Annotated in this window: 21 protein-coding genes; 19 read left to right on the top strand and 2 right to left on the bottom strand. The window is 40.9% G+C overall.

Going from position 1 to position 19,487, the window contains the following annotated elements; translation table 11 throughout:
• Nucleotides 1-161 precede the first annotated feature (161 nt).
• The 10 genes from pyrC (at nt 162) to NYF15_RS08810 (ending at nt 9,292) form a co-directional block, all read left to right on the top strand.
• Nucleotides 162-1,208, top strand: a complete 1,047-nt coding sequence (pyrC, locus tag NYF15_RS08855) for a dihydroorotase (protein WP_371353350.1) — start codon at nt 162-164, stop codon at nt 1,206-1,208.
• Between the two features lie 335 nt (nt 1,209-1,543).
• Entirely contained in the window at nt 1,544-1,753 is a 210-nt protein-coding gene (locus NYF15_RS08850) for a cold-shock protein (protein WP_036967526.1), read from the top strand.
• 399 nt (nt 1,754-2,152) lie between these two features.
• Nucleotides 2,153-2,767, top strand: a complete 615-nt coding sequence (locus NYF15_RS08845) for a response regulator transcription factor (RefSeq protein WP_130151397.1) — start codon at nt 2,153-2,155, stop codon at nt 2,765-2,767.
• A gap of 473 nt (nt 2,768-3,240) precedes the next feature.
• Nucleotides 3,241-4,011 carry a DUF3450 domain-containing protein gene (locus NYF15_RS08840; protein WP_130151398.1) on the top strand — a complete coding sequence of 257 codons (771 nt, stop codon included), beginning with the start codon at nt 3,241-3,243 and terminating at the stop codon, nt 4,009-4,011.
• 6 nt (nt 4,012-4,017) lie between these two features.
• On the top strand, nt 4,018-5,382 hold the full coding sequence (locus NYF15_RS08835) for a MotA/TolQ/ExbB proton channel family protein (RefSeq protein WP_062570715.1): 1,365 nt from the start codon (nt 4,018-4,020) through the stop codon (nt 5,380-5,382).
• Nucleotides 5,382-5,906, top strand: a complete 525-nt coding sequence (locus NYF15_RS08830; protein ID WP_054551558.1) for a MotA/TolQ/ExbB proton channel family protein — start codon at nt 5,382-5,384, stop codon at nt 5,904-5,906. Before NYF15_RS08835 ends, NYF15_RS08830 begins: the two co-directional genes overlap by 1 nt.
• A 14-nt stretch (nt 5,907-5,920) precedes the next feature.
• The gene (locus NYF15_RS08825) at nt 5,921-6,325 is read left to right on the top strand and encodes a biopolymer transporter ExbD (RefSeq protein ID WP_058585247.1); all 405 of its coding nucleotides are present in this window, start codon (nt 5,921-5,923) and stop codon (nt 6,323-6,325) included.
• Nucleotides 6,325-6,942, top strand: coding sequence for an energy transducer TonB (locus NYF15_RS08820; RefSeq protein ID WP_062570717.1), 618 nt, complete (start codon nt 6,325-6,327; stop codon nt 6,940-6,942). The genes NYF15_RS08825 and NYF15_RS08820 overlap by 1 nt, the downstream gene beginning before the upstream one ends.
• A gap of 11 nt (nt 6,943-6,953) precedes the next feature.
• Nucleotides 6,954-8,213, top strand: a complete 1,260-nt coding sequence (locus tag NYF15_RS08815; protein WP_130151399.1) for a tetratricopeptide repeat protein — start codon at nt 6,954-6,956, stop codon at nt 8,211-8,213.
• A 56-nt stretch (nt 8,214-8,269) separates the two neighbouring features.
• Nucleotides 8,270-9,292: a hypothetical protein gene (locus tag NYF15_RS08810; protein WP_371353349.1), complete on the top strand. Its 1,023-nt coding sequence runs from the start codon at nt 8,270-8,272 to the stop codon at nt 9,290-9,292.
• On the opposite strand, the gene NYF15_RS08805 is transcribed toward NYF15_RS08810, so the two are convergent.
• Both NYF15_RS08805 and NYF15_RS08800 read right to left on the bottom strand, forming a co-directional pair.
• Nucleotides 9,289-9,624, bottom strand: coding sequence for a TraR/DksA C4-type zinc finger protein (locus NYF15_RS08805; protein ID WP_130151401.1), 336 nt, complete (start codon nt 9,622-9,624; stop codon nt 9,289-9,291). The genes NYF15_RS08810 and NYF15_RS08805 overlap by 4 nt on opposite strands.
• A 52-nt stretch (nt 9,625-9,676) precedes the next feature.
• The gene (locus tag NYF15_RS08800) at nt 9,677-10,654 is read right to left on the bottom strand and encodes a tRNA-dihydrouridine synthase (protein WP_237119369.1); all 978 of its coding nucleotides are present in this window, start codon (nt 10,652-10,654) and stop codon (nt 9,677-9,679) included.
• 167 nt (nt 10,655-10,821) lie between these two features.
• Between NYF15_RS08800 and NYF15_RS08795 the strand changes: the two genes are divergently transcribed.
• From NYF15_RS08795 to htpG, 9 genes are all read left to right on the top strand, one after another.
• On the top strand, nt 10,822-11,310 hold the full coding sequence (locus NYF15_RS08795) for a hypothetical protein (protein ID WP_371353348.1): 489 nt from the start codon (nt 10,822-10,824) through the stop codon (nt 11,308-11,310).
• Between the two features lie 54 nt (nt 11,311-11,364).
• The gene (locus tag NYF15_RS08790; protein ID WP_237119367.1) at nt 11,365-12,213 is read left to right on the top strand and encodes a DUF692 domain-containing protein; all 849 of its coding nucleotides are present in this window, start codon (nt 11,365-11,367) and stop codon (nt 12,211-12,213) included.
• Nucleotides 12,206-12,958: a DUF2063 domain-containing protein gene (locus tag NYF15_RS08785; RefSeq protein ID WP_371353347.1), complete on the top strand. Its 753-nt coding sequence runs from the start codon at nt 12,206-12,208 to the stop codon at nt 12,956-12,958. Before NYF15_RS08790 ends, NYF15_RS08785 begins: the two co-directional genes overlap by 8 nt.
• A 91-nt stretch (nt 12,959-13,049) precedes the next feature.
• A complete protein-coding gene (locus NYF15_RS08780; protein ID WP_267136360.1) occupies nt 13,050-13,172 on the top strand; it encodes a hypothetical protein in 123 nt (40 codons plus the stop codon).
• Between the two features lie 160 nt (nt 13,173-13,332).
• Entirely contained in the window at nt 13,333-13,878 is a 546-nt protein-coding gene (apt, locus tag NYF15_RS08775; protein ID WP_130151406.1) for an adenine phosphoribosyltransferase, read from the top strand.
• Nucleotides 13,879-13,881: 3 nt separating this feature from the next.
• Nucleotides 13,882-16,335, top strand: a complete 2,454-nt coding sequence (dnaX, locus tag NYF15_RS08770) for a DNA polymerase III subunit gamma/tau (protein ID WP_371353346.1) — start codon at nt 13,882-13,884, stop codon at nt 16,333-16,335.
• Nucleotides 16,336-16,395: 60 nt separating this feature from the next.
• On the top strand, nt 16,396-16,722 hold the full coding sequence (locus tag NYF15_RS08765) for a YbaB/EbfC family nucleoid-associated protein (RefSeq protein WP_016707773.1): 327 nt from the start codon (nt 16,396-16,398) through the stop codon (nt 16,720-16,722).
• A gap of 10 nt (nt 16,723-16,732) precedes the next feature.
• Nucleotides 16,733-17,341: a recombination mediator RecR gene (gene recR, locus NYF15_RS08760; RefSeq protein ID WP_130151408.1), complete on the top strand. Its 609-nt coding sequence runs from the start codon at nt 16,733-16,735 to the stop codon at nt 17,339-17,341.
• 160 nt (nt 17,342-17,501) lie between these two features.
• On the top strand, nt 17,502-19,415 hold the full coding sequence (gene htpG / locus NYF15_RS08755) for a molecular chaperone HtpG (RefSeq protein ID WP_371353345.1): 1,914 nt from the start codon (nt 17,502-17,504) through the stop codon (nt 19,413-19,415).
• The last annotated feature ends 72 nt before the right edge of the window (nt 19,416-19,487 follow it).

Here is a 19,487-nt window from a genome sequence, read left to right as displayed (position 1 = left end):
ATTTATTAACTTAACCTACTATTTATATATCCACAAAGTTATTTTCAAAAAAAACTTTAACTGGTGTAAACTAGTCACCTGAATATGAACTTGGGTAAATAAGCGAGGTTATTTGCCTATAGTTTACGCTATCCCTCTAACTTTAGCCGTGGAAACCAGCAATGTCAGATTTAAATTCGATGCAAACTTTAACAATCACTCGCCCAGACGATTGGCACATTCATTTACGTGATGGTGATCAACTCACCGACACTGTTCGTGATGCAAGCCGTTATATGGGGCGTGCGATCATTATGCCTAATCTTGTTCCACCGGCTACATGTACAGAAAGCGCATTATCTTACTATGAGCGAATTAAAGCCGCTGGCCCGCAAGGTAATTTTGAGCCCCTAATGGTGCTTTACCTAACTGATAAAACAACGCCTGAAGAAATTAAAAAAGCCAAAGCAACAGGTAAAATTGTTGCGGCTAAATTATACCCTGCAGGCGCGACAACAAACTCAGATTCAGGTGTGACGTCAATTAAAAATATTTACCCAGTGCTTGAGGCAATGCAAGAAGTGGGTATGTTGTTACTTGTACATGGCGAAGTCACTGATTCATCAATTGATATTTTTGACCGCGAGAAAGTATTTCTAGAAACAGTGTTAGCCGATGTAGTTAATGACTTTCCAACACTTAAAATTGTTCTTGAGCATATCACTACAAAGGATGCTGTCGAGTTTGTTAACAAGGCCTCTGAGAATGTAGCTGCAACAATTACAGCGCATCATTTGCTTTATAACCGTAATCATATGTTAGCCGGTGGTATCCGCCCACATTACTATTGCTTACCAATTTTAAAGCGAAATACTCATCAGCAGGCGCTAATTGAAGCTGCTACAAGCGGAAGTAAAAAATTCTTTTTAGGCACAGACTCTGCGCCGCATTATAAAGACAAAAAAGAAGCGGCGTGTGGTTGTGCTGGTGCGTATACTGCCCACGCTGCGATTGAATTATATGCTGAAGCGTTTGAAGAAGCGGGCGCTTTGGACAAGCTTGAGGGCTTCGCGAGTCATTTTGGTCCTGATTTTTATGGCATGGAGCGAAATCAAGACACTATCACGCTAGTAAGAGAAAGCTGGACGGTGCCTGCAAGCTACAAGCTAGGCGATTCAAAAGTGGTTCCAATCAAGGCTGAAGCACAAATGGATTGGCAAGTTAAATAAGCCTATATAGCAATCAACCAAAAAGCCCACTTTTTTTAGTGGGCTTTTTCATTATATTTTAATTGCTTATAAATACTATCGTCATATTTTTTTGCTGTGGCAGTTGACCTCAAAATAATTTTCGATTATTAGAGCTAAAATAAAATTAATGTGTTAGTCTGTAGTTGCTTTGAGTTTTTGCGTATTGAATTTACGGATAATGTGCGGCTTGTACGGTTACCGGTTTGGTTATTGGTTCTTCCTGTACTTTACCCCAAGTTTATTGGGCATTCACTCAGGGAGGATAGAGCCACTACGGCTGAATTTTTAATTATTGACTTACAGGAAAATTTAGTATGTCAAACACGGTTACTGGTAAAGTTAAGTTCTTTAACGAAGCAAAAGGCTTTGGTTTTATTGAACAAGAAAATGGTCCTGATGTATTTGTACACTTCAGCGCTATTACAGGTACAGGCTTCCGCACTCTTAGCGAAGGTCAGCAAGTATCTTTCGGCATCAAACAAGGTCAAAAAGGCCCTGAAGCTGAGAATGTAGAAGTAGCATAAGTAATTATGTGAACCTGAATATATTTTGGTGGGGCAGTCTCTGTTTCACCAAAATTCATTCCTCCCATTTAAAAATATCAAAACGTCCCGAATTACATTTCCTCCTAAAGGCTTATTTAAGTAAATTCTTCTCAGTAGTTATCCTGTAACTAGCTAACTATTCCTTAAAAACCTACTTTCTATAATTAAAGTATTATATGCTGTATCAACAGTTTTTATAAAAAATACATATACTGTTGTTGTGGGAATGATAATGCTAGGCGTGAAGTGTTCTACGCTCGATTGCATTTATTTCACCAATCTTAAAATAACCCGCTAAACTTAGTTAAACTTAAAACAGAAAAAAATCTGGGTTTAGTGACAGTTGTTTGATGAATTATAATGAAGGTTTACTAATTGATGAGCATAGGAAATGATATTCTGCTAGTAGATGATCACCCAATGGTGGCTACTGCAATTAAAATGGTGCTAGCAAAATCAACTCTCGTAAACGAAGTTCACGCTGTTGCAAGTCAAAAGGAAGCGTTACAGTTTCTAAAAACCCATAATATTGCACTTGCAATTTTAGATATTGAACTTGAAGACTCAGATGGGTTCAGTCTTTACAAGCGCGCTGTGAGTAATGGCTTTGCGGGGAAGGTGCTTTTTCTATCAGCAAAACACGATAAGCATATTATTCGCACAGCTGCAAAGTTGGGGGCACAAGGCTTTGTAAACAAGGCTGAAAGCCTAGAAGATATTTCGGCTGCTGTCGAAATGATTTTACGAGGTTATACGTTTTTCCCTCAAGAGCATCTAATTGCTTCAGAGAAAGATATCGATGAATTACTGACAGAGCGAGAGTTAGCTGTTATGAACTATCTATTACAGGGCCTCTCGAACAAGGATATAGGGGAAAAGCTTTTTATAAGTAACAAAACGGTAAGTACTTATAAAGCAAAAATATTTGAAAAGCTTGAAGTTGACTCAATCATTTCATTAGCAAAGCTTGTAAAAGACCGCGCTATTTTTTAGTCGACCACCCTAAATCATGGGGTTTAGTCAATACACTCACCCAAGTAGGTACCTCAGTATTGTACGCAAGCTGTACAATATTGCTCATTGAGTGCATAAAAATTCTTCAAAAGAGATTTTTTAGACGATTTAAAAGATTTTTTTTTTCGAGTTAAATGGCCCTTTACTGTTTTTACAAAATGTTACATTTATGTTTAAGCAAAAACACAAACAAGACCCAATGTTTACCAGTAAAGGGCTATAGAACTTTCCTTTAAATACCTCTGTTATTTTTTTGTTAATTCGTTGTTTTGGCTATTTTCCCTGCAACGACGAGTAACCAATTTTTTCCGATGAAACCCGAACATCAAGTTGACAGAGCTAGATGCATTTAGCATTATTGGAGGGTTGATATCTATTAAAAGATATCAGGGTTGTCCTCTTCGGAGGATAATTAAATTATAAAAGTAACATTACTTAATTGGTTGGGAACTATGTCTGTTAAAATCAGAAAGAGTCTTGTAGCATCTGCGTTGGTTGGCGCATTTGCATTTGCAAGCAGCAATGTGATTGCAGATCCTTTGAAAGATGTGCAAGATGCAGGTCAACAAATTCAAAAGGCTGCTGTTAAGTCTCAAACTAAAATTGACAATATCTATGGTCAAACTCAAGAGCTAATCGCTGAGTACCGTAGCATTGTTGATGAAACTGAGCTTATGAAAGTGTACAACGATCACGTAGCACGTTTGGTCGCTGACCAAAACGCATCTATCGAATCGTTTGACCGTCAAATCGCGACAATCGATAACACGAAACAAAACGTTGTGCCTTTGATGTATCGCATGATCGATACGCTTGAGCAATTCATCAAAGCGGACGTTCCGTTCAATCTTGAAAACCGTCTTGCACGTGTTGAAAGACTTCGTGACATCATGGCATCAGCGTCAGTTACTACATCTGAAAAATTCCGCCAAGTGCTAGAAGCATACACAGTTGAAGCTGCATACAGCTCAGCAGTAACAGCTTCTCAAGGTACACTTGAAATTGATGGTAAAAGCATCAACGTTGACTTTGGTCGTTTAGGCCGCATCACATACGTAGCTCAGTCTTTCGACCTTAAGCATGCGTGGGTGTGGGATAACAATACAAAACAGTGGAAAACATTAGGTGAAGAATACCTAAAACCTGTTAAAGAAGTTATCCGTATGGCGCGTAAACAAGCGACATTAGAACTTGTTAAACTACCAATCTTTGGCGCGGAGTAATCAATAATGAAGAAACTATTTAAAGGTTTTGCTGTTGCAGCAGTACTATCTGTTTCTGCAGGTACCGCGCTTAATGCACACGCAAACACTGGTGCTTTAGACAAAATTCTTGAGCAAGTAAAGCAAGAGCGTATCTCTGAAGGTAAATTAAATAAGCAACGTGAACAAGAGTTCCTTTCAGCTCGTGCTGACAAGCAAGCGTTACTTAATAAAGCGAAAAGCGAGCTAGCTGCTGAAAAAGCACGTGGCGATCGCTTATCTAAAGAATATGCGCAAAACGAAAATACTTTAGCAGAAAAAGAGCAAGAGCTTCTTAATGCACAAGGTACGTTAGGCGAAATGTTCGGTGTTGTACGTCGTTCAGCTGCAGATGCAATCGGTACTATCGAAGCATCACTTGTTTCTGCTGAAAAACCAGGACGTGCTGAAGTACTTCGTTCACTTGCGGCAGCTAAAGAGCTACCAACAGTTCGTGAATTAGAAGAGCTTTGGATTGCACTTCAAACTGAAATGACAGAATCAGCTAAGGTTTCAACTTTCGAAACTGAAGTGGCTGGTCTTGACGGTTCAGCTACAGTGAAAAAAGTAACACGTATCGGTAACTTCAACTTAGTAACTGACGACGGTTATTTAATTTACTCTCCAGAAACTAAATCAATTCAACCACTAGGTAAGCAACCTGATAGCTACATCCTTTCTGGTATTTCTGATTTAGAAAACACTTCTGCTGATAACTACACAGGCGTATTTGTTGACCCTACACGTGGCGCAATCTTACGTATCAACACGCAGAAAAAATCTCTTATGGAATACTACGAGCAAGGTGCTGAAGTAGGTTACATCATCACAGTATTATTACTTGTTGGTCTACTAATCTTCGTAGTACGTTTCATTGATCTTGCGCTTACTAGCACTAAGATTAAGAGCCAGCTTAAAAACCTTTCTACGCCGAATACAAACAACCCACTGGGTCGTATTCTTAAGGTTTATGCTGACAACAAGAATCAAGACGTTGAAAACCTTGAGCTTAAACTTGACGAAGCAATCCTACGTGAAACGCCTCGCATCGAAGCTGGTATCAACATCATCAAGATCTTGGCAGCAATCGCTCCATTACTAGGTCTACTAGGTACGGTAATCGGTATGATCCTTACGTTCCAAACAATCACATTGTTCGGTACAGGTGATCCGAAGATCATGGCTGGTAATATCTCTCTAGCACTTGTTACTACAGCGTTAGGTCTAATTGCAGCTCTACCACTTATTCTACTTCACTCAATTGTTGCGGGTCGTAGTAAGTCGGTTCTACATGTCCTTGATGAGCAAAGCGCTGGTATCATCGCAGCTCACGCGGAGAAGGAGAAAGCCTAATGCTAGTCCTGATGGAGATCTGGGAATCTATCAGGGATTTTGTTGGCACAGGCGGCCAGGTATTATACGTGGTCGCGATAGCACTCTTTCTTATGTGGGTTTTAATGATTGAGCGCTATTGGTTCCTACTAGCTGAGTTTCCTCGTATGACGAAGAACATTGTAGCTCAGTGGGATGCCCGCCAAGACACTACGTCTTGGTACGCACACAGAATCCGTGAAGCATGGATTTCTGAAGCGTCTGAAAAATTAGATCAGCGTATGTTGTTGATTAAGACATTAGTAGCTGTTTGTCCTTTAATTGGCTTATTAGGTACTGTAACGGGTATGATCGCGGTTTTCGAAACCATGGCAACTCAAGGTACTGGTAACGCACGTTTAATGGCATCAGGTATTTCAATGGCAACGATCCCAACAATGGCTGGAATGGTTGCGGCACTATCTGGAGTATTCTTTAGCTCACGTCTTGAAGCGAGAGCGAGAATGGCGAAAGCTAAACTTGTAGATAGCATGCCTCATCACTAGAGAGAGAATTAAATATGGCACGTAAACAACGTTTTCGTGAAGAAGAAGAAGCAGCGGTTGATATGACGCCAATGCTTGACATCGTATTTATCATGCTTATTTTCTTTATCGTAACTACATCGTTCGTTAAAGAGGCTGGTATCGAAGTCAATAAACCTAAAGCTGCCCAAGCTACGAAGCAGAAAAATGCGAACATTTTTGTTGCTATTCGTGCTGACGGTGCAATCTGGATTGATAAACAGCAAGTTGATGTTGAACGTGTTTCAGCAAAAATTGAAAGTTTATTAGCAGAACAACCTACTGAAGTTGTAATTTTGCAAGCTGATAAAGAAGCAAAACACGGCGTAGTGGTTAAAGTTATGGACCAGATTAAAGCGACGGGTGACAACCTAAGAATTTCAATAGCTGGAGATCAGTAATGATTCGTTTTCTGTTTTCACTGATTGCAGGTGGGGCAGTTACTTTCGGCTTGTTCTACTTCATGGCGTACCTCATCTCCGGTGGAGCTGACCGTGCGACTGAACAAAAAGAGCAGATCGTAGTCGAAATTATGACGAATCCGCCTGAATCTAAGGTGCAGGAGAGGAAGCGTGTTCCGCCTCCGCCTCCACCACCGCCAAAGCAGCCGCCTAAACCGCAGCCGCCTCAGCCGGAAAACAGCAACCCTAACACTGGTGCCTTGTCATTTAATATGCCAAGTATCGATGTGGGTGGCACAGCCGGTGGCCTAAGTGGTCCAGGTGCATTTGGACGTGACGGTGATGCGACACCTATCGTTCGTATTGAACCAAAATACCCAACGCAAGCAGCGCGTGATGGTAAAGAAGGTTGGGTTCAACTTTCATTTACTATCAATGAAGTGGGTGGGGTAGAAGACGTTGAGGTAATCGATGCAGATCCTAAACGTATCTTCGACCGCGAAGCTAAGCGTGCATTGCGTAAGTGGAAGTACCGTCCTAAAGTTATTGACGGAAAACCACAAAAGCAATTTGGTCTTCAAGTACAACTAGACTTTAAACTTAACCAAGGCAACTAAGGAGGCGAGTAATGAGAAATTTATCTAAAGTAACTGCACTTGCAATTCTTATGTCACTATCGGGTGCAGCTTTCACTGCACCAGCTTTAGCAGCGCCAGATTACGCGAAAATTGAAGCGCGTAAAAAAGCAAAAACTAAAGTGATGGGTGAGCGCGTTGGTAAAAAGGTTATTAAAGCGTTTGACTTGTACAACGAAGAAAAGCTTGATGAAGCGATTGCACTTCTTAAAGAAATTGATCCTTCGGATGAATTCGATAAGGCAACAGTCGATCGCTATCTAGGTCAAATGTATGCTCAGAAAGAGCAATACGACCTAGCGATCAAGCATATTTCAGCGGCAGTAAAGCCTGATGTTTTAAACTTTGCCGATCAAGAGCAAGGTCTTAAGCTACTAGGTGATATGTACGCGGGTACTGAGCAATACGCAAAAGCAAAAGATGCGTATTATGCTTGGATGGACTTCACAGGTGAGGAAGACGACAAAGTTTATACACGTATTGCGCAAGCAAACTACGAGTTAAAACAATATAAAGACGTACTTCCTGCTGCAGACAAAGCAATCAAATTGGCAAAAGAACCTGCTAAAGCTTCTTACCAATTAAAGCTAGCGGCCTATTTTGAACTTAAACAGTACAAAAACATGGTTGGTGTAGCTGAAGAGATTGTTCGTGTTTGGCCTGAAGACAAAAAAGCCTGGGTTGGTTTAGGTAAATATTACCTACAAACCGAAGACTTCAAAAAAGGTCTTGCGACCATGGAAGTTGCCTATAAAAATGGCTATTTTGAAAATGAAGTTGAATACAAAGTACTTTCAAACTTTTATTCGTTAACAGAAATTCCTTATAAAGCAGCTGTTGTGCTTGAGAAGGCAATTAACGAAGAAAAAGTTAAGCGTACTAAGCAAAATATCAGTGCAGTGGCATCTAATTACCACCGCTCAAAAGATATTGAGAAAGCAGCTAAGTACTATGAAGAAGCAGCTAAATTTGACGACGATGCAGAACTTTATCGCAAAGCTGGTTCGTTACTTTTACAATCGCAAAATTATAGTGCTGCCGTTATTCGCTTGAATAAGGCATTAGAGTTAGGTTCTGATAAAAAAGGAACTATCTACTCTGATTTAGCTGAAGCTTACTACTACCAAGAAAAGTACAAGCAAGCTTACAACGCTATTGTTAAAGCAATGGATGACCCGCGCACGCGTAAATTCGCGAAGAGCTGGTCAACCTTCATCAAAGATAAAGCCGCTCGTAACGGTGTAAAAATCTAATTGATGTTGTTTTAAACTAAAAAGCCCCTCTGGGGCTTTTTTTATGGAATTTTAAAATGCTAAGACAGATCGTATTGTTACTTGTTGCGAGTGTAATGTTGCTAGCTTGCTCTGAGCAATCTACAAAATTCCACACGTTTCAAGAAGGGCAAAAAGAGCTTCGTAATATTAATCATTTATTACTGAACACAACAAACTCCTCAAAAGCAAGTGTTTGGCCTTTTTCTGAGCACTATTTAGAAGCGCGCCATCTTGCTTATCAAGGTTTAAAAAGCACCCAATTAACCGAGTCGCAGCAGGCTCAACTAAACTATTTAATCATTGCCGAGCGATACCCTGAACGTTATTTTGTATGGCCTGTGCAACGTGATGTTCTAAGTCAAGCTAGCTCGCAAGATGATTTCTCCGCACAGTCATTAGCTAGTTGGTTAGAATTAGTAGAAACCCAGCTAATTACAGCAGAGCAAAGTAATCTAAAGCTTAATAAAATTGAATTAAAGCTTTTACATGACATGGTCAAATCTCACCTTGATAACAATGATGAGAGTGTACAAACCGCCCTAAATAAGCTTGATCAATACTTAACTCAATATAAGCCGCGCAGCAAACTTGGTTTAGTTGGCTTAGCAAATGGTAAAGATTGGTATCAAAGTAAATTAAACTATTTTAGTGGTGAGACTAAACCTCCATTAAACTGGCTTAGTGAGATACAAATTTCACTCAAACAACAGGTAAGTACTGATTTTTTATTACCAGTGTCAGACTCGCATTCGACGCCATTAGTCATGAATTATTTTTCAGATAATCATCAACATAACGGTCTTGACTGGCAGTTAGAATTTGTCGACCCGCGACAAAGTAAACGCGAATTAACACAAGGTGAGCAGTACTTTTGGCAGGTAATGATGGAAACAGATCTGGGCATTCATTATCACACGTGGAGTGAGCAACAAGCGCGTGTGAACTTAATGAAACGTTTAGGCGTGAAGCAAGCACAAGCTGAGTGGCTTATTGAAGATATTGTATTATATCCAGGTATGAGCTTTATTTTTGTAAGTAAAGAGGGCACCGCGCTCTAAGGAGCGCAGCGTCTACAGCGTTGAGTGGCAGGGTCAGCCAATAACCGCTCATCATCAATTTTTTCCTCGCAATCACAACAATAGCCATATTGGCCAATATCTATTTGGCATAGGGCGGCTTCTAATTTTTCAAGCCGTGAGATGAGGATTTGATATTCAGGGCCTAAGCTATTTGCTGTAAGCTCAAGCCAATCTGAAGGAGGGTTATCCTTAAGTTGCGATAGCAGTTGCTGATGATAGCCTTGATCAGAATCTGCCAGCATATCAAGTAAACGTTGTCTTACCTGCGCAAGTTCAGCAGATAGCTTTGTTTGTATTTCAGTATTGTTCATCGCGGTTTCTTCCAAGTGGGCAATACTGGCATTATCAAACAAAATGCGTTAGCTAATTATGATTTGTATCAATACTCGGCGCTTTGGCATACTTTCTTAGTACATCAGCGACTTCATCCTTTGCTTTCAAGCGCCTGATTTCATCAAAAAGGGCATGCGCTTGTGGGTACTGGCGTTTTAAGTAACCTAGCCATTGCTTGGTACGTGATGCAAAGTATTTTTCACATTTACTTTCATCTTGGTGCATGGAAGAGTGAATAATATGGTAAATAACATGCTCCCATTGCATTGGTGTATAAGCTTCACCATTTACATGGGCTTTAATTTGCCTTGCGAGATCGGGCATAGCCAATGCACCGCGACCTATCATTAAATCATTACAGTGGCTTCTTGTTTGACAAAGTAGGGCATCTTCAATCTGCCAAATTTCGCCATTCGCGATAACCGAAATCGCTTTATCTTTGATTAAAGGAGGAATTTTCTCCCAATAAGCAGGTGGGTTATAACCATCACGTTTTGTTCTAGCGTGAATTGCTAAGCTTGATGCTCCAGCGCTAACAACGGCATCAACAATTTCTTGACTATTGCTATCATCATCAAAACCAAGTCTAATTTTAGCACTCACCTGATGAGCTGGATCGACGGCCTCTCTGACTGTTTTAATAATGTCGTACATGTGCTCAGGATCTTTTAAAAGTACCGCACCGCCTTTACTTTTGTTGACTGTTTTTGCTGGACATCCAAAGTTTAAGTCTATCCCATGTGAGCCAAGGCGGATCGCTTTGACAGCATTATCAGCTAAAGCATTCGCGACTTGTCCAAGTAGTTGTATTCTGACCGGTGTACCAGCACGCGTATAACCACCTTCTTGCAGTTCAGGGCAGTAGCGATGAAATACACGTTCTGGTAGTGTTGCGTCAACAACACGTACAAACTCTGTGACACATAAATCGAATCCACCTAAATCTGTAAGGAGTTGGCGCATCTTAAAATCGACAACGCCTTCCATCGGTGCTAAAACTAATTGCATGGATAAATTTTACTTAACAAAAAATGGATGCGTATTCTACCTGTTATTGCCACTTTGATAAATCGTAATTTGTATTTGTAGAGTGTCGATTAAATTGAAAAAGTGTGAAAGTAATTTTTATTTGTCGGGTCTAATCTAATAACCGTTATGAAAAAGAGAGTCATCATATGAACACAATTAAACATAATTCAATCGCATTAACATTAGGTGCAGTCGTTGTTGGTGCGTCAAGTTTCGCAGCAAGTGATGCGCACGCAAACCCATTCGAGTTTCAGCAAATGCAAGCTGGTTATCAGTTAGATGCTGCTGAGGGCAAGTGCGGCGAAGGTAAATGTGGCGGCGATAAAAAAGCAGGTAAAGAAGGTAAGTGCGGCGAAGGTAAATGTGGCGGCGATAAAAAAGCTGGAAAAGAAGGCAAGTGCGGCGAAGGTAAATGTGGCGGCGATAAAAAAGCTGGCAAAGAAGGCAAGTGCGGCGAAGGCAAATGTGGTGGCGATAAAAAAGCTAGCAAAGAAGACAAGTGCGGCGAAGGCAAATGTGGTGGCGACAAAAAAGCTGCAAAAGAAGGCAAGTGTGGTGAAGGTAAATGCGGCGGAGATAAAAAAGCTGCAAAAGAAGGTAAGTGTGGCGAAGGTAAATGTGGTTCAAACCACTAAGCATTCACTTAGCTTTTAAAAGGGCCATTTAGGCCCTTTTTAGTAGGAGGTAGTATGTCTTTTGAATCAACATCAGTGTTTGGGCAAATAGGGTTAGGCTTACGCCGAGAAATGCTTGATGAAATGTTAACAGGCGTGCCTAGGCCAATTGATTTTCTGGAGGTAGCACCTGAAAATTGGTTAAAGCTGGGTGGTCGGTTTGGAAAACAGTTTAAGCAGTTAACTGAACGTAACGCGTTTGTTTGTCATGGTTTATCTTTATCTATAGGTTCACCTGCTGAACTTGATGTAGAATTTGTGAAATCACTAAAGGCTTTTTTTAAAGAGCATAACGTTCGTTTATTTAGTGAACATCTAAGCTACTGCTCAGGCGAAGGGCATATGTATGATTTAATGCCTATCCCATTTACAGAAGAAGCAATCAAGCATGTTGTTACGCGCATTAAGCAAGTGCAAGATATTCTTGAACAGCAGATTGCTATAGAAAACGTTTCATATTACGCTGCGCCAGGTCAAGAAATGACAGAGCTGGAGTTTACCAACGCTGTGTTAGCAGAGTCTGATTGTAAGCTTTTAATTGATATTAATAATATTTATGTAAACTCAATTAATCATGGTTATGATGCGGAGCAATTTTTAAAAGGTTTACCTAGTCAACGAATTGCTTATGGACACATTGCAGGACACTATACAGAAGCCGAAGACTTGTTGGTTGACACACATGGCTCACCTGTCATTGACCCTGTTTGGCAACTACTTGAAAAAGCCTATGCTTTTCATGGGGTGTTTCCAACTCTTCTTGAACGCGATTTTAATATTCCACCGATGGCGGAACTGTTAGCAGAGCTAAATATTATTGAGAAATTACAATTTTCAGCAAATAAGGTGAAATACAGTGCCTAGTCATTTTATAGAAGTTCAGCAACAATTTATGGCCCATATTCGTGACCCAAATCACAATAAAAAGCCAATAAATATTGAAGAGCGAAGAATGGCAATTTATCGTGATCTATTTTTCAATAATGTTGAAGGTTTTGTTAGTTCTGCTTTTCCTGTTCTAAAAAGTCTGTATACAAAAAGTGGTTGGCAAAATTTAATACGCCTCTTTTTTAGTCAACATAATTGTAAGTCTCCATATTTTCTTGATATTGCCGGTGAGTTTTTAGAGTTTCTAGCTACAAGTTACTCAAAGCAATCTACAGATCCTGATTTTATGTTAGAACTGGCACATTATGAGTGGGTTGAACTGGATGTATCCGTTGCACAAGCGCAGGAACACGAAGCAGTTTTACAAACAAATCAAGTTACAAATGCAGGTTTGCTTTTAAGTTGTTTGGCACGTAATTTAAGTTACACATATCCCGTTCATACAATCAGTAAAGACTACCAACCAGAAAGCCCGCTTACGGAGCCGTGTTATTTCGTTGTTTATCGAGATAGTGACGATGAGGTGCAGTTTTTATCAACAAATGCGATGACAGCATTGCTATTAAGTATCATTGAAGCGCAACCGGGTATAAATTTAAATCTGCTTTGCCAAGAAGTGGCAAGACACGCTCCTCAATTTAGTCAAGAACAGCTATATCAAGGGGCGCTTAATACTTTAAGTGCAATGGCTGAGCGTGGCGTGATCGTTACTAAATCATAGGTCTAAAATACAGCAAAAAGCCTTTATTGATAGGGATACATCGACTATCATGTGCGCCTTATTGTGTCGTGCTTAAATAAAGGTAGTAACTATGTCGAATGATAAAGACTTTAAAGATCCGTTCAATGCAACTTATTTTATTGCGTTTTTAGCTGTATTTGTTGGTATTGGCTGTCTAAACGCTATCCTTGGTTGGATCACTGCTTTATCTTAATTTGCGAAAGTAAATTTAAGACACTAGGCTGCATTATGCAGCCTTTTTTATTACTATTGATGCAGTTCAAGGATTAATTTTGGATCTTGCTACCGACTTTCTACTAAGGTGATGTTATACTCTCGAGCTTTGTTAGATAAAATTTTTGAGCAGTATAATTATGACTCAAGCAACTTCAACGCTCATTAAACAGAGCATTGCAACTATTGCTGATTACCCAAAACCGGGCATTATGTTCCGTGATGTAACAACCTTAATGGCCAATGCTGACGCGTTTAAAGCAACAATTGACAGCTTTATATCAGCATATAAAGATCAAGGTTTTACAAAAATAATTGGTACAGAATCACGTGGTTTTATCTTTGGTGCACCACTTTCATATGCACTAGGTATTCCATTTATTCCAGTTCGTAAGCCAGGTAAACTTCCTCGTGAAGTCATTTCACAAAACTATCAATTAGAGTATGGTGAAGATACATTAGAGCTTCATACCGATGCTATAGTTGCTGGTGATAAAGTGTTATTAGTTGATGACTTACTTGCTACAGGTGGCACAATTGAAGCGACTGCAAAACTAGTGGCTAAACTAGGTGGTAATGCAACTGATGCTGCGTTTGTTGTATCTTTGCCTGAGCTAGGTGGTGAGCAACGAGTTGCTGATATGGGCATCAAAATTTTAAAGTTGGTTGAATTCGAAGGCGAATAATTAATGAGTTATCAGGTTCTAGCAAGGAAATGGCGACCACAAACCTTTCACGAGTTAGTGGGGCAGTCTCATGTTAAGCAGGCATTGGTTAATGCATTAACACAAAATAGACTCCATCATGCTTACCTCTTTACTGGAACCCGTGGGGTGGGTAAAACTACCATCGCACGTATATTCGCAAAAAGCCTCAACTGCGATAAGGGTATCTCTGCTGAGCCATGTGGCCAATGCTCAAGTTGTACTGACATTGAAGCAGGCCGTTATATTGATTTATTAGAAATCGATGCGGCTTCACGCACAAAGGTAGAAGATACCCGCGAAATCCTTGATAACGTTCAATACGCACCAACACGTGGTCGTTACAAGGTATACCTAATCGATGAAGTTCACATGCTATCTAAGCATAGTTTTAATGCTTTACTAAAAACATTGGAAGAGCCACCAGAGCATGTGAAGTTTTTATTAGCGACAACCGATCCACAAAAACTGCCAGTGACGATTTTATCTCGTTGCTTACAGTTTAATTTGAATGCGTTGTCGCAATCAGAAATTCATGAGCAGCTTGCCCATGTTTTACAGCAAGAGCAACTCAGCTTTGATGATAAATCCTTGCAAGTACTTGCGAAAGCCGCCGATGGTAGTATGCGCGATGCGCTAAGCTTAACTGATCAAGCAGTTGCCCAAACGAATGGCAATATAAGTTACCAGGCCGTACAAAGTATGCTTGGCTTGATGGATACACACTACAGTCAAACTATGTTAGCTGCAGTACTTTGCCAAGATGGAGATGCGCTGTTATCTGAGGTAAAAAACCTTGTCAGTCGCAACCCTAATTTTGTTGCTTTGCTTGATGACCTGATTGCACTTACACATCTAATTCAGCTTGCACAGTTAGTACCCAGCGCAGCGGCACTTGATGAGAGTAATCGTGAGTTTATAGAACAGGTTGCGCAAACAACTGATGCGCAGCAGATACAAGTTTATTACCAATTACTGTTGAATGGTAAAAAAGATCTGCAATGGGCGCCGGATGCCAAACTAGGTTTTGAAATGGTCATGTTGCGCTTGCTCGCATTCCAACCAACGCAATTTGCTCAAAGTCAAACACCAACGAATAGTCAACAGCAGGTTAAACCTAGCGGTGCCGGTGCACTGCGTGATATTTTGAAAAAATCAATGGCGCAACGTGAGCAAGCAGCTTCAGAGCAAGCACCAGTTGCACATAGCTCTGCACAGACAACGGCTGTACCTTCAGAGCCTGAGCCAACACAAGCTGAACCTGTTGAAGTAGAATCTATTCAAGCAGAACCTATTCAAGCTGCCGCAGCAGAAACAGCACATAGCCATGCGCCTGCTCAGCAAGTTGAAGCAACAGCAGTAGAGCAGCCAGATGCTAATCAGCAGCCCCAACAAAACGCTACAACTGAATTAACCGCAGAAGTTAAACCTGCGCCACAACAGCAAAGCCACTCAGAGCAAGTGCCTACAGCTGAATACTCTCCACAGGAGTATTCTTCGCAAGATTATATGGATGATCATGATGCACAAATGGACTCATCACTTGCAGCGCAATACGATGATGTGATGAATAGCGCTTATGATCAGGGCTTTACTGCCAATGAAGCATCTACAGCGCCTCAGCAACAGCAAACTGCACCAGCACAATTACAACAGCAGCAAAGTCAGGCGCAGTCGGCCATTGCTCGTATTTTACAAGACCGCAATATCTCAGGTGCTGGTCGCTTAAGTGGTACAGCTACGCAAACTAATGTTAAAGCAGAACAACAGTCTGAAGCTAAGCCGCCAGCGCAACAAAGCACAGCTGCTACGAATCATCAACCTCAGCAGCAACAAGTGGCTGCAGAAGTAAAAAAGCCCAGCCCCCAGCCGACGGGGGAGAGCAATAATAAAGTAAAAAAAGTCGACTTTAGAGAAAAGCATCAAACAATCACCGAAAATTTAGCGCCTGAGTTGCTTGAGCAAATCAATCCACAAAAAGCGCCAGAGCCTGTGATTGAAGAAGCCAGTATTCCGATACCTGATGATTTTGAAAGCCCGATCAGCAGTATTAAATTTGCACACGAACAAGATGAATGGGCGTATTTAATAAAACGTATGGGGCTAGGTGGCCGAATGCGACAATTTGCATTGCATTCGATTTTCACAAAGAATAATAATCAAATGCACATTGAAGTTGACTCATCACAGCGTCACTTAGACAGTGCAGTACTAAGGCAAAAGCTCAATGCTGCATTAAGTGAAATTTACGGTCATAATGTAGAACTGAGTATCGAGTTTGCTGATGGCGTAATTGATTCACCGTATTTGATCCAACAAAAGATTGATGCAGGTCGGCATCAACAAGCCATTGATGTAATAAATAGTGATGAAAACATAGTGCAATTTCAGCAGTTATTTAGCGCTATAATCGATGAAAACAGTATTCAGGCATTGTAATTAGTTACAATAGCCCTTATCTTCATGCCAATTAAAGTAGTTTTAGAAAGAGAGACAGTTATGTTTAAAGGTGGAATGGGTAACATGATGAAGCAAGCGCAGCAAATGCAAGAGCGCATGCAAAAAGCCCAAGACGAAATCGCTAACCTAGAAGTAGTAGGTGAAGCTGGTGCAGGCCTAGTTAAAGTAACTATGCTTGGTAACCACAATGTACGTCGTGTTGAATTAGATGAAAGCCTAATGGAAGACGACAAAGACATGATCGAAGATTTGCTTGCGGCAGCGTGTAATGATGCTGTACGCCGTGTTGCAGAAGAAACACAAGAGCGCATGAGCAAAGTAACTGGCGGTATGCAATTACCACCAGGTATGAAAATGCCTTTCTAAGTGACTCTATATGCAACTATCGCCTAGTTTAACACAGCTGATTGAAGCACTAAGATGCCAACCTGGCATTGGTCCTAAGTCGGCACAGCGCATTGCTTTTCATTTGCTTGAACGAGACCGTCAAGGTGGCAAGCAGCTTGGTCATGCATTGACTAAAGCCATGGATGAAGTAGGGCATTGTCAGTCGTGCCGTACTTTTACCGAGCAACCCGTGTGCGATATATGTTCAAGTGTTAAACGTCAAGATAGTGGTTTATTATGTGTTGTCGAATCACCAACCGATGTGCTGGCTATTGAGCAAACTGGTCAATACCAAGGTCTTTACTTTGTTTTAATGGGTCACTTGTCGCCAATCGATGGCATAGGACCAAAAGAGATTGGCCTTGATATTCTTGAAAGCAAGTTGCAACAAGGCGGCATTAATGAGGTGATCCTCGCAACCAACCCAAGTGTTGAAGGGGAAACCACAGCCCACTACATTGCTGAGCTTTGTCATAAGTATCAAGTAGGAGCATCCCGTATTGCTCATGGTGTCCCTGTTGGTGGTGAGCTTGACTTGCTCGATGGTATGACACTGATGCATGCTTTTAGCGGGCGACGCGCAGTAAACCAAAACTAATACCGCAAATGGTATCAAAAGTCTGCTTTATGCAGGCTTTTTTGTGTCTATCCGCTATTTTACCCGTAAATTTAGCTTTTTGCCTTGAAGTTCAAAAAGCCTGCCCCATATAAAGAGTCATAGTGCAGATTAGACACTTTGTTAATTGGAGATTTACACAATGACTGCAGCACAAAAAGAAACATTAGGCTTTCAAACAGAAGTCAAACAACTATTAAACCTGATGATTCACTCTCTTTACTCTAATAAAGAGATTTTCCTACGTGAGCTTGTATCAAACGCGTCAGATGCGGCAGATAAATTACGTTTCCTTGCGCTTTCTAATGGCGATTTATACGAAAACGATGCGGAACTAAAAGTACGTATCAGTGCCGATAAAGAAGCAAACACGGTCACCATTACTGATAACGGTATTGGTATGAGCCGTGAAGATGTGATCAATTCACTAGGTACAATTGCAAAATCAGGCACCGCAGAATTTTTCCAAAACCTAACTGGTGACCAAAGCAAAGATTCACAATTGATTGGTCAATTCGGTGTTGGTTTTTATTCAGCATTTATCGTTGCTGATAGAGTAACAGTGCGCACGCGTAAAGCGGGTGAAAGCCAAGGTATTGAATGGCAGTCAGCGGGCGAGGGCGAGTACACTTTACAAGAGATTGATAAACCATCACGTGGTACGGAAATCATCCTTCATCTTCGTGAAGACGAAACAGAGTTTGCTGATGAATTCCGCTTACGTAGCATCGTGACTAAATACTCAGACCACATTTCTATTCCAGTTGAAATGTATAAAGCAGAAGTACCTGAATCTGAAGGGCCTGACGGCGAGAAAATTCCAGCACAGCCAGGCGAGTGGGAAGGTATTAACCGCGCAACTGCATTATGGACTCGCGATAAGTCAGAAGTCACAGACGAAGAGTACAAAGAGTTTTATAAGCACATTGGCCATGATTGGGAAGAGCCACTAAGCTGGGCACATAACAAGGTTGAAGGTAAAACAGAATACACGAGCTTGTTATACATCCCGAAAAAAGCACCTTTCGATTTATGGAACCGTGAGCGTCAATCAGGTTTAAAACTGTATGTGCAACGTGTTTTCATTATGGATGACGCTGAGCAATTCATGCCAAGCTACTTACGTTTTGTGAAAGGTTTACTTGATTCAAACGACTTACCACTAAACGTGTCGCGTGAAATCTTGCAAGACAACAAAGTAACGCAAGCAATCCGTAAAGGTTGTACATCGCGTGTACTTAAAATGCTTGAGCGCATGGCGAAAAACCGTGAAGAAGATTACCAATCTTTCTGGAATGAGTTTGGTCAGGTGTTAAAAGAAGGCCCTGCTGAAGATGCGGCTAATAAAGAAGCCATTGCTAAGCTACTGCGTTTCGCTTCTACACACACCGACGAAAGCACACAAAATGTATCGCTTGAACAATACATTGAGCGTATGAAGCCTGAGCAAGATAAAATTTACTATGTAGTTGCAGACTCATTCGCCGCAGCGAAGAGCTCACCACACTTAGAGATCTTCCGTAAAAAGGGCATCGAAGTATTGCTTCTAAGCGACCGTGTTGATGAGTGGATGATGAGCTACTTAACAGAGTTCAACGAAAAATCATTCCAGTCAATTACCCGTGGTGACTTAGATTTAGGCAACATGGATGACGAAGAAACGAAAAAAGCGCAAGAAGAGTCAGAAAAAGAAGTTGCTGGCCTAGTTGAGCGTATTAAAACAGCCCTAGGTGATAATGTTAAAGACGTACGCTTTACGCATCGTCTAACTGACTCGCCTGCGTGTGTTGTTGCAGATGAGCATGATATGAGCTCACAAATGCAAAAATTAATGGAATCTGTTGGTCAAACAGTGCCTGAGCAAAAGCCAATTTTTGAGCTTAACCCAGAGCATCAGCTTGTTAAACACTTAAATGTTGAGCAAGATGAAGACAAGTTTGCCCAGTGGTCACACGTACTTCTAGATCAAGCATTACTGGCTGAGCGCGGTACTTTAAAAGACCCTGCTGGCTTTGTAACTCGCTTAAACAAACTCATGCTAGATATAAGCAAATAAGCGTTTTAGCTGAATGAGTTGGGAAAGGGAGCAAGGCTCCCTTTTTTATTGCCGTTAATATAGGCAATTGGT

This window comes from Pseudoalteromonas sp. 68 DY56-GL68 (assembly GCF_041414825.1).
Taxonomy (GTDB): domain Bacteria; phylum Pseudomonadota; class Gammaproteobacteria; order Enterobacterales; family Alteromonadaceae; genus Pseudoalteromonas.
The sequence above is the reverse complement of the archived record's forward strand: the minus strand, read 5'-3'. Positions and strand labels throughout refer to the sequence as shown.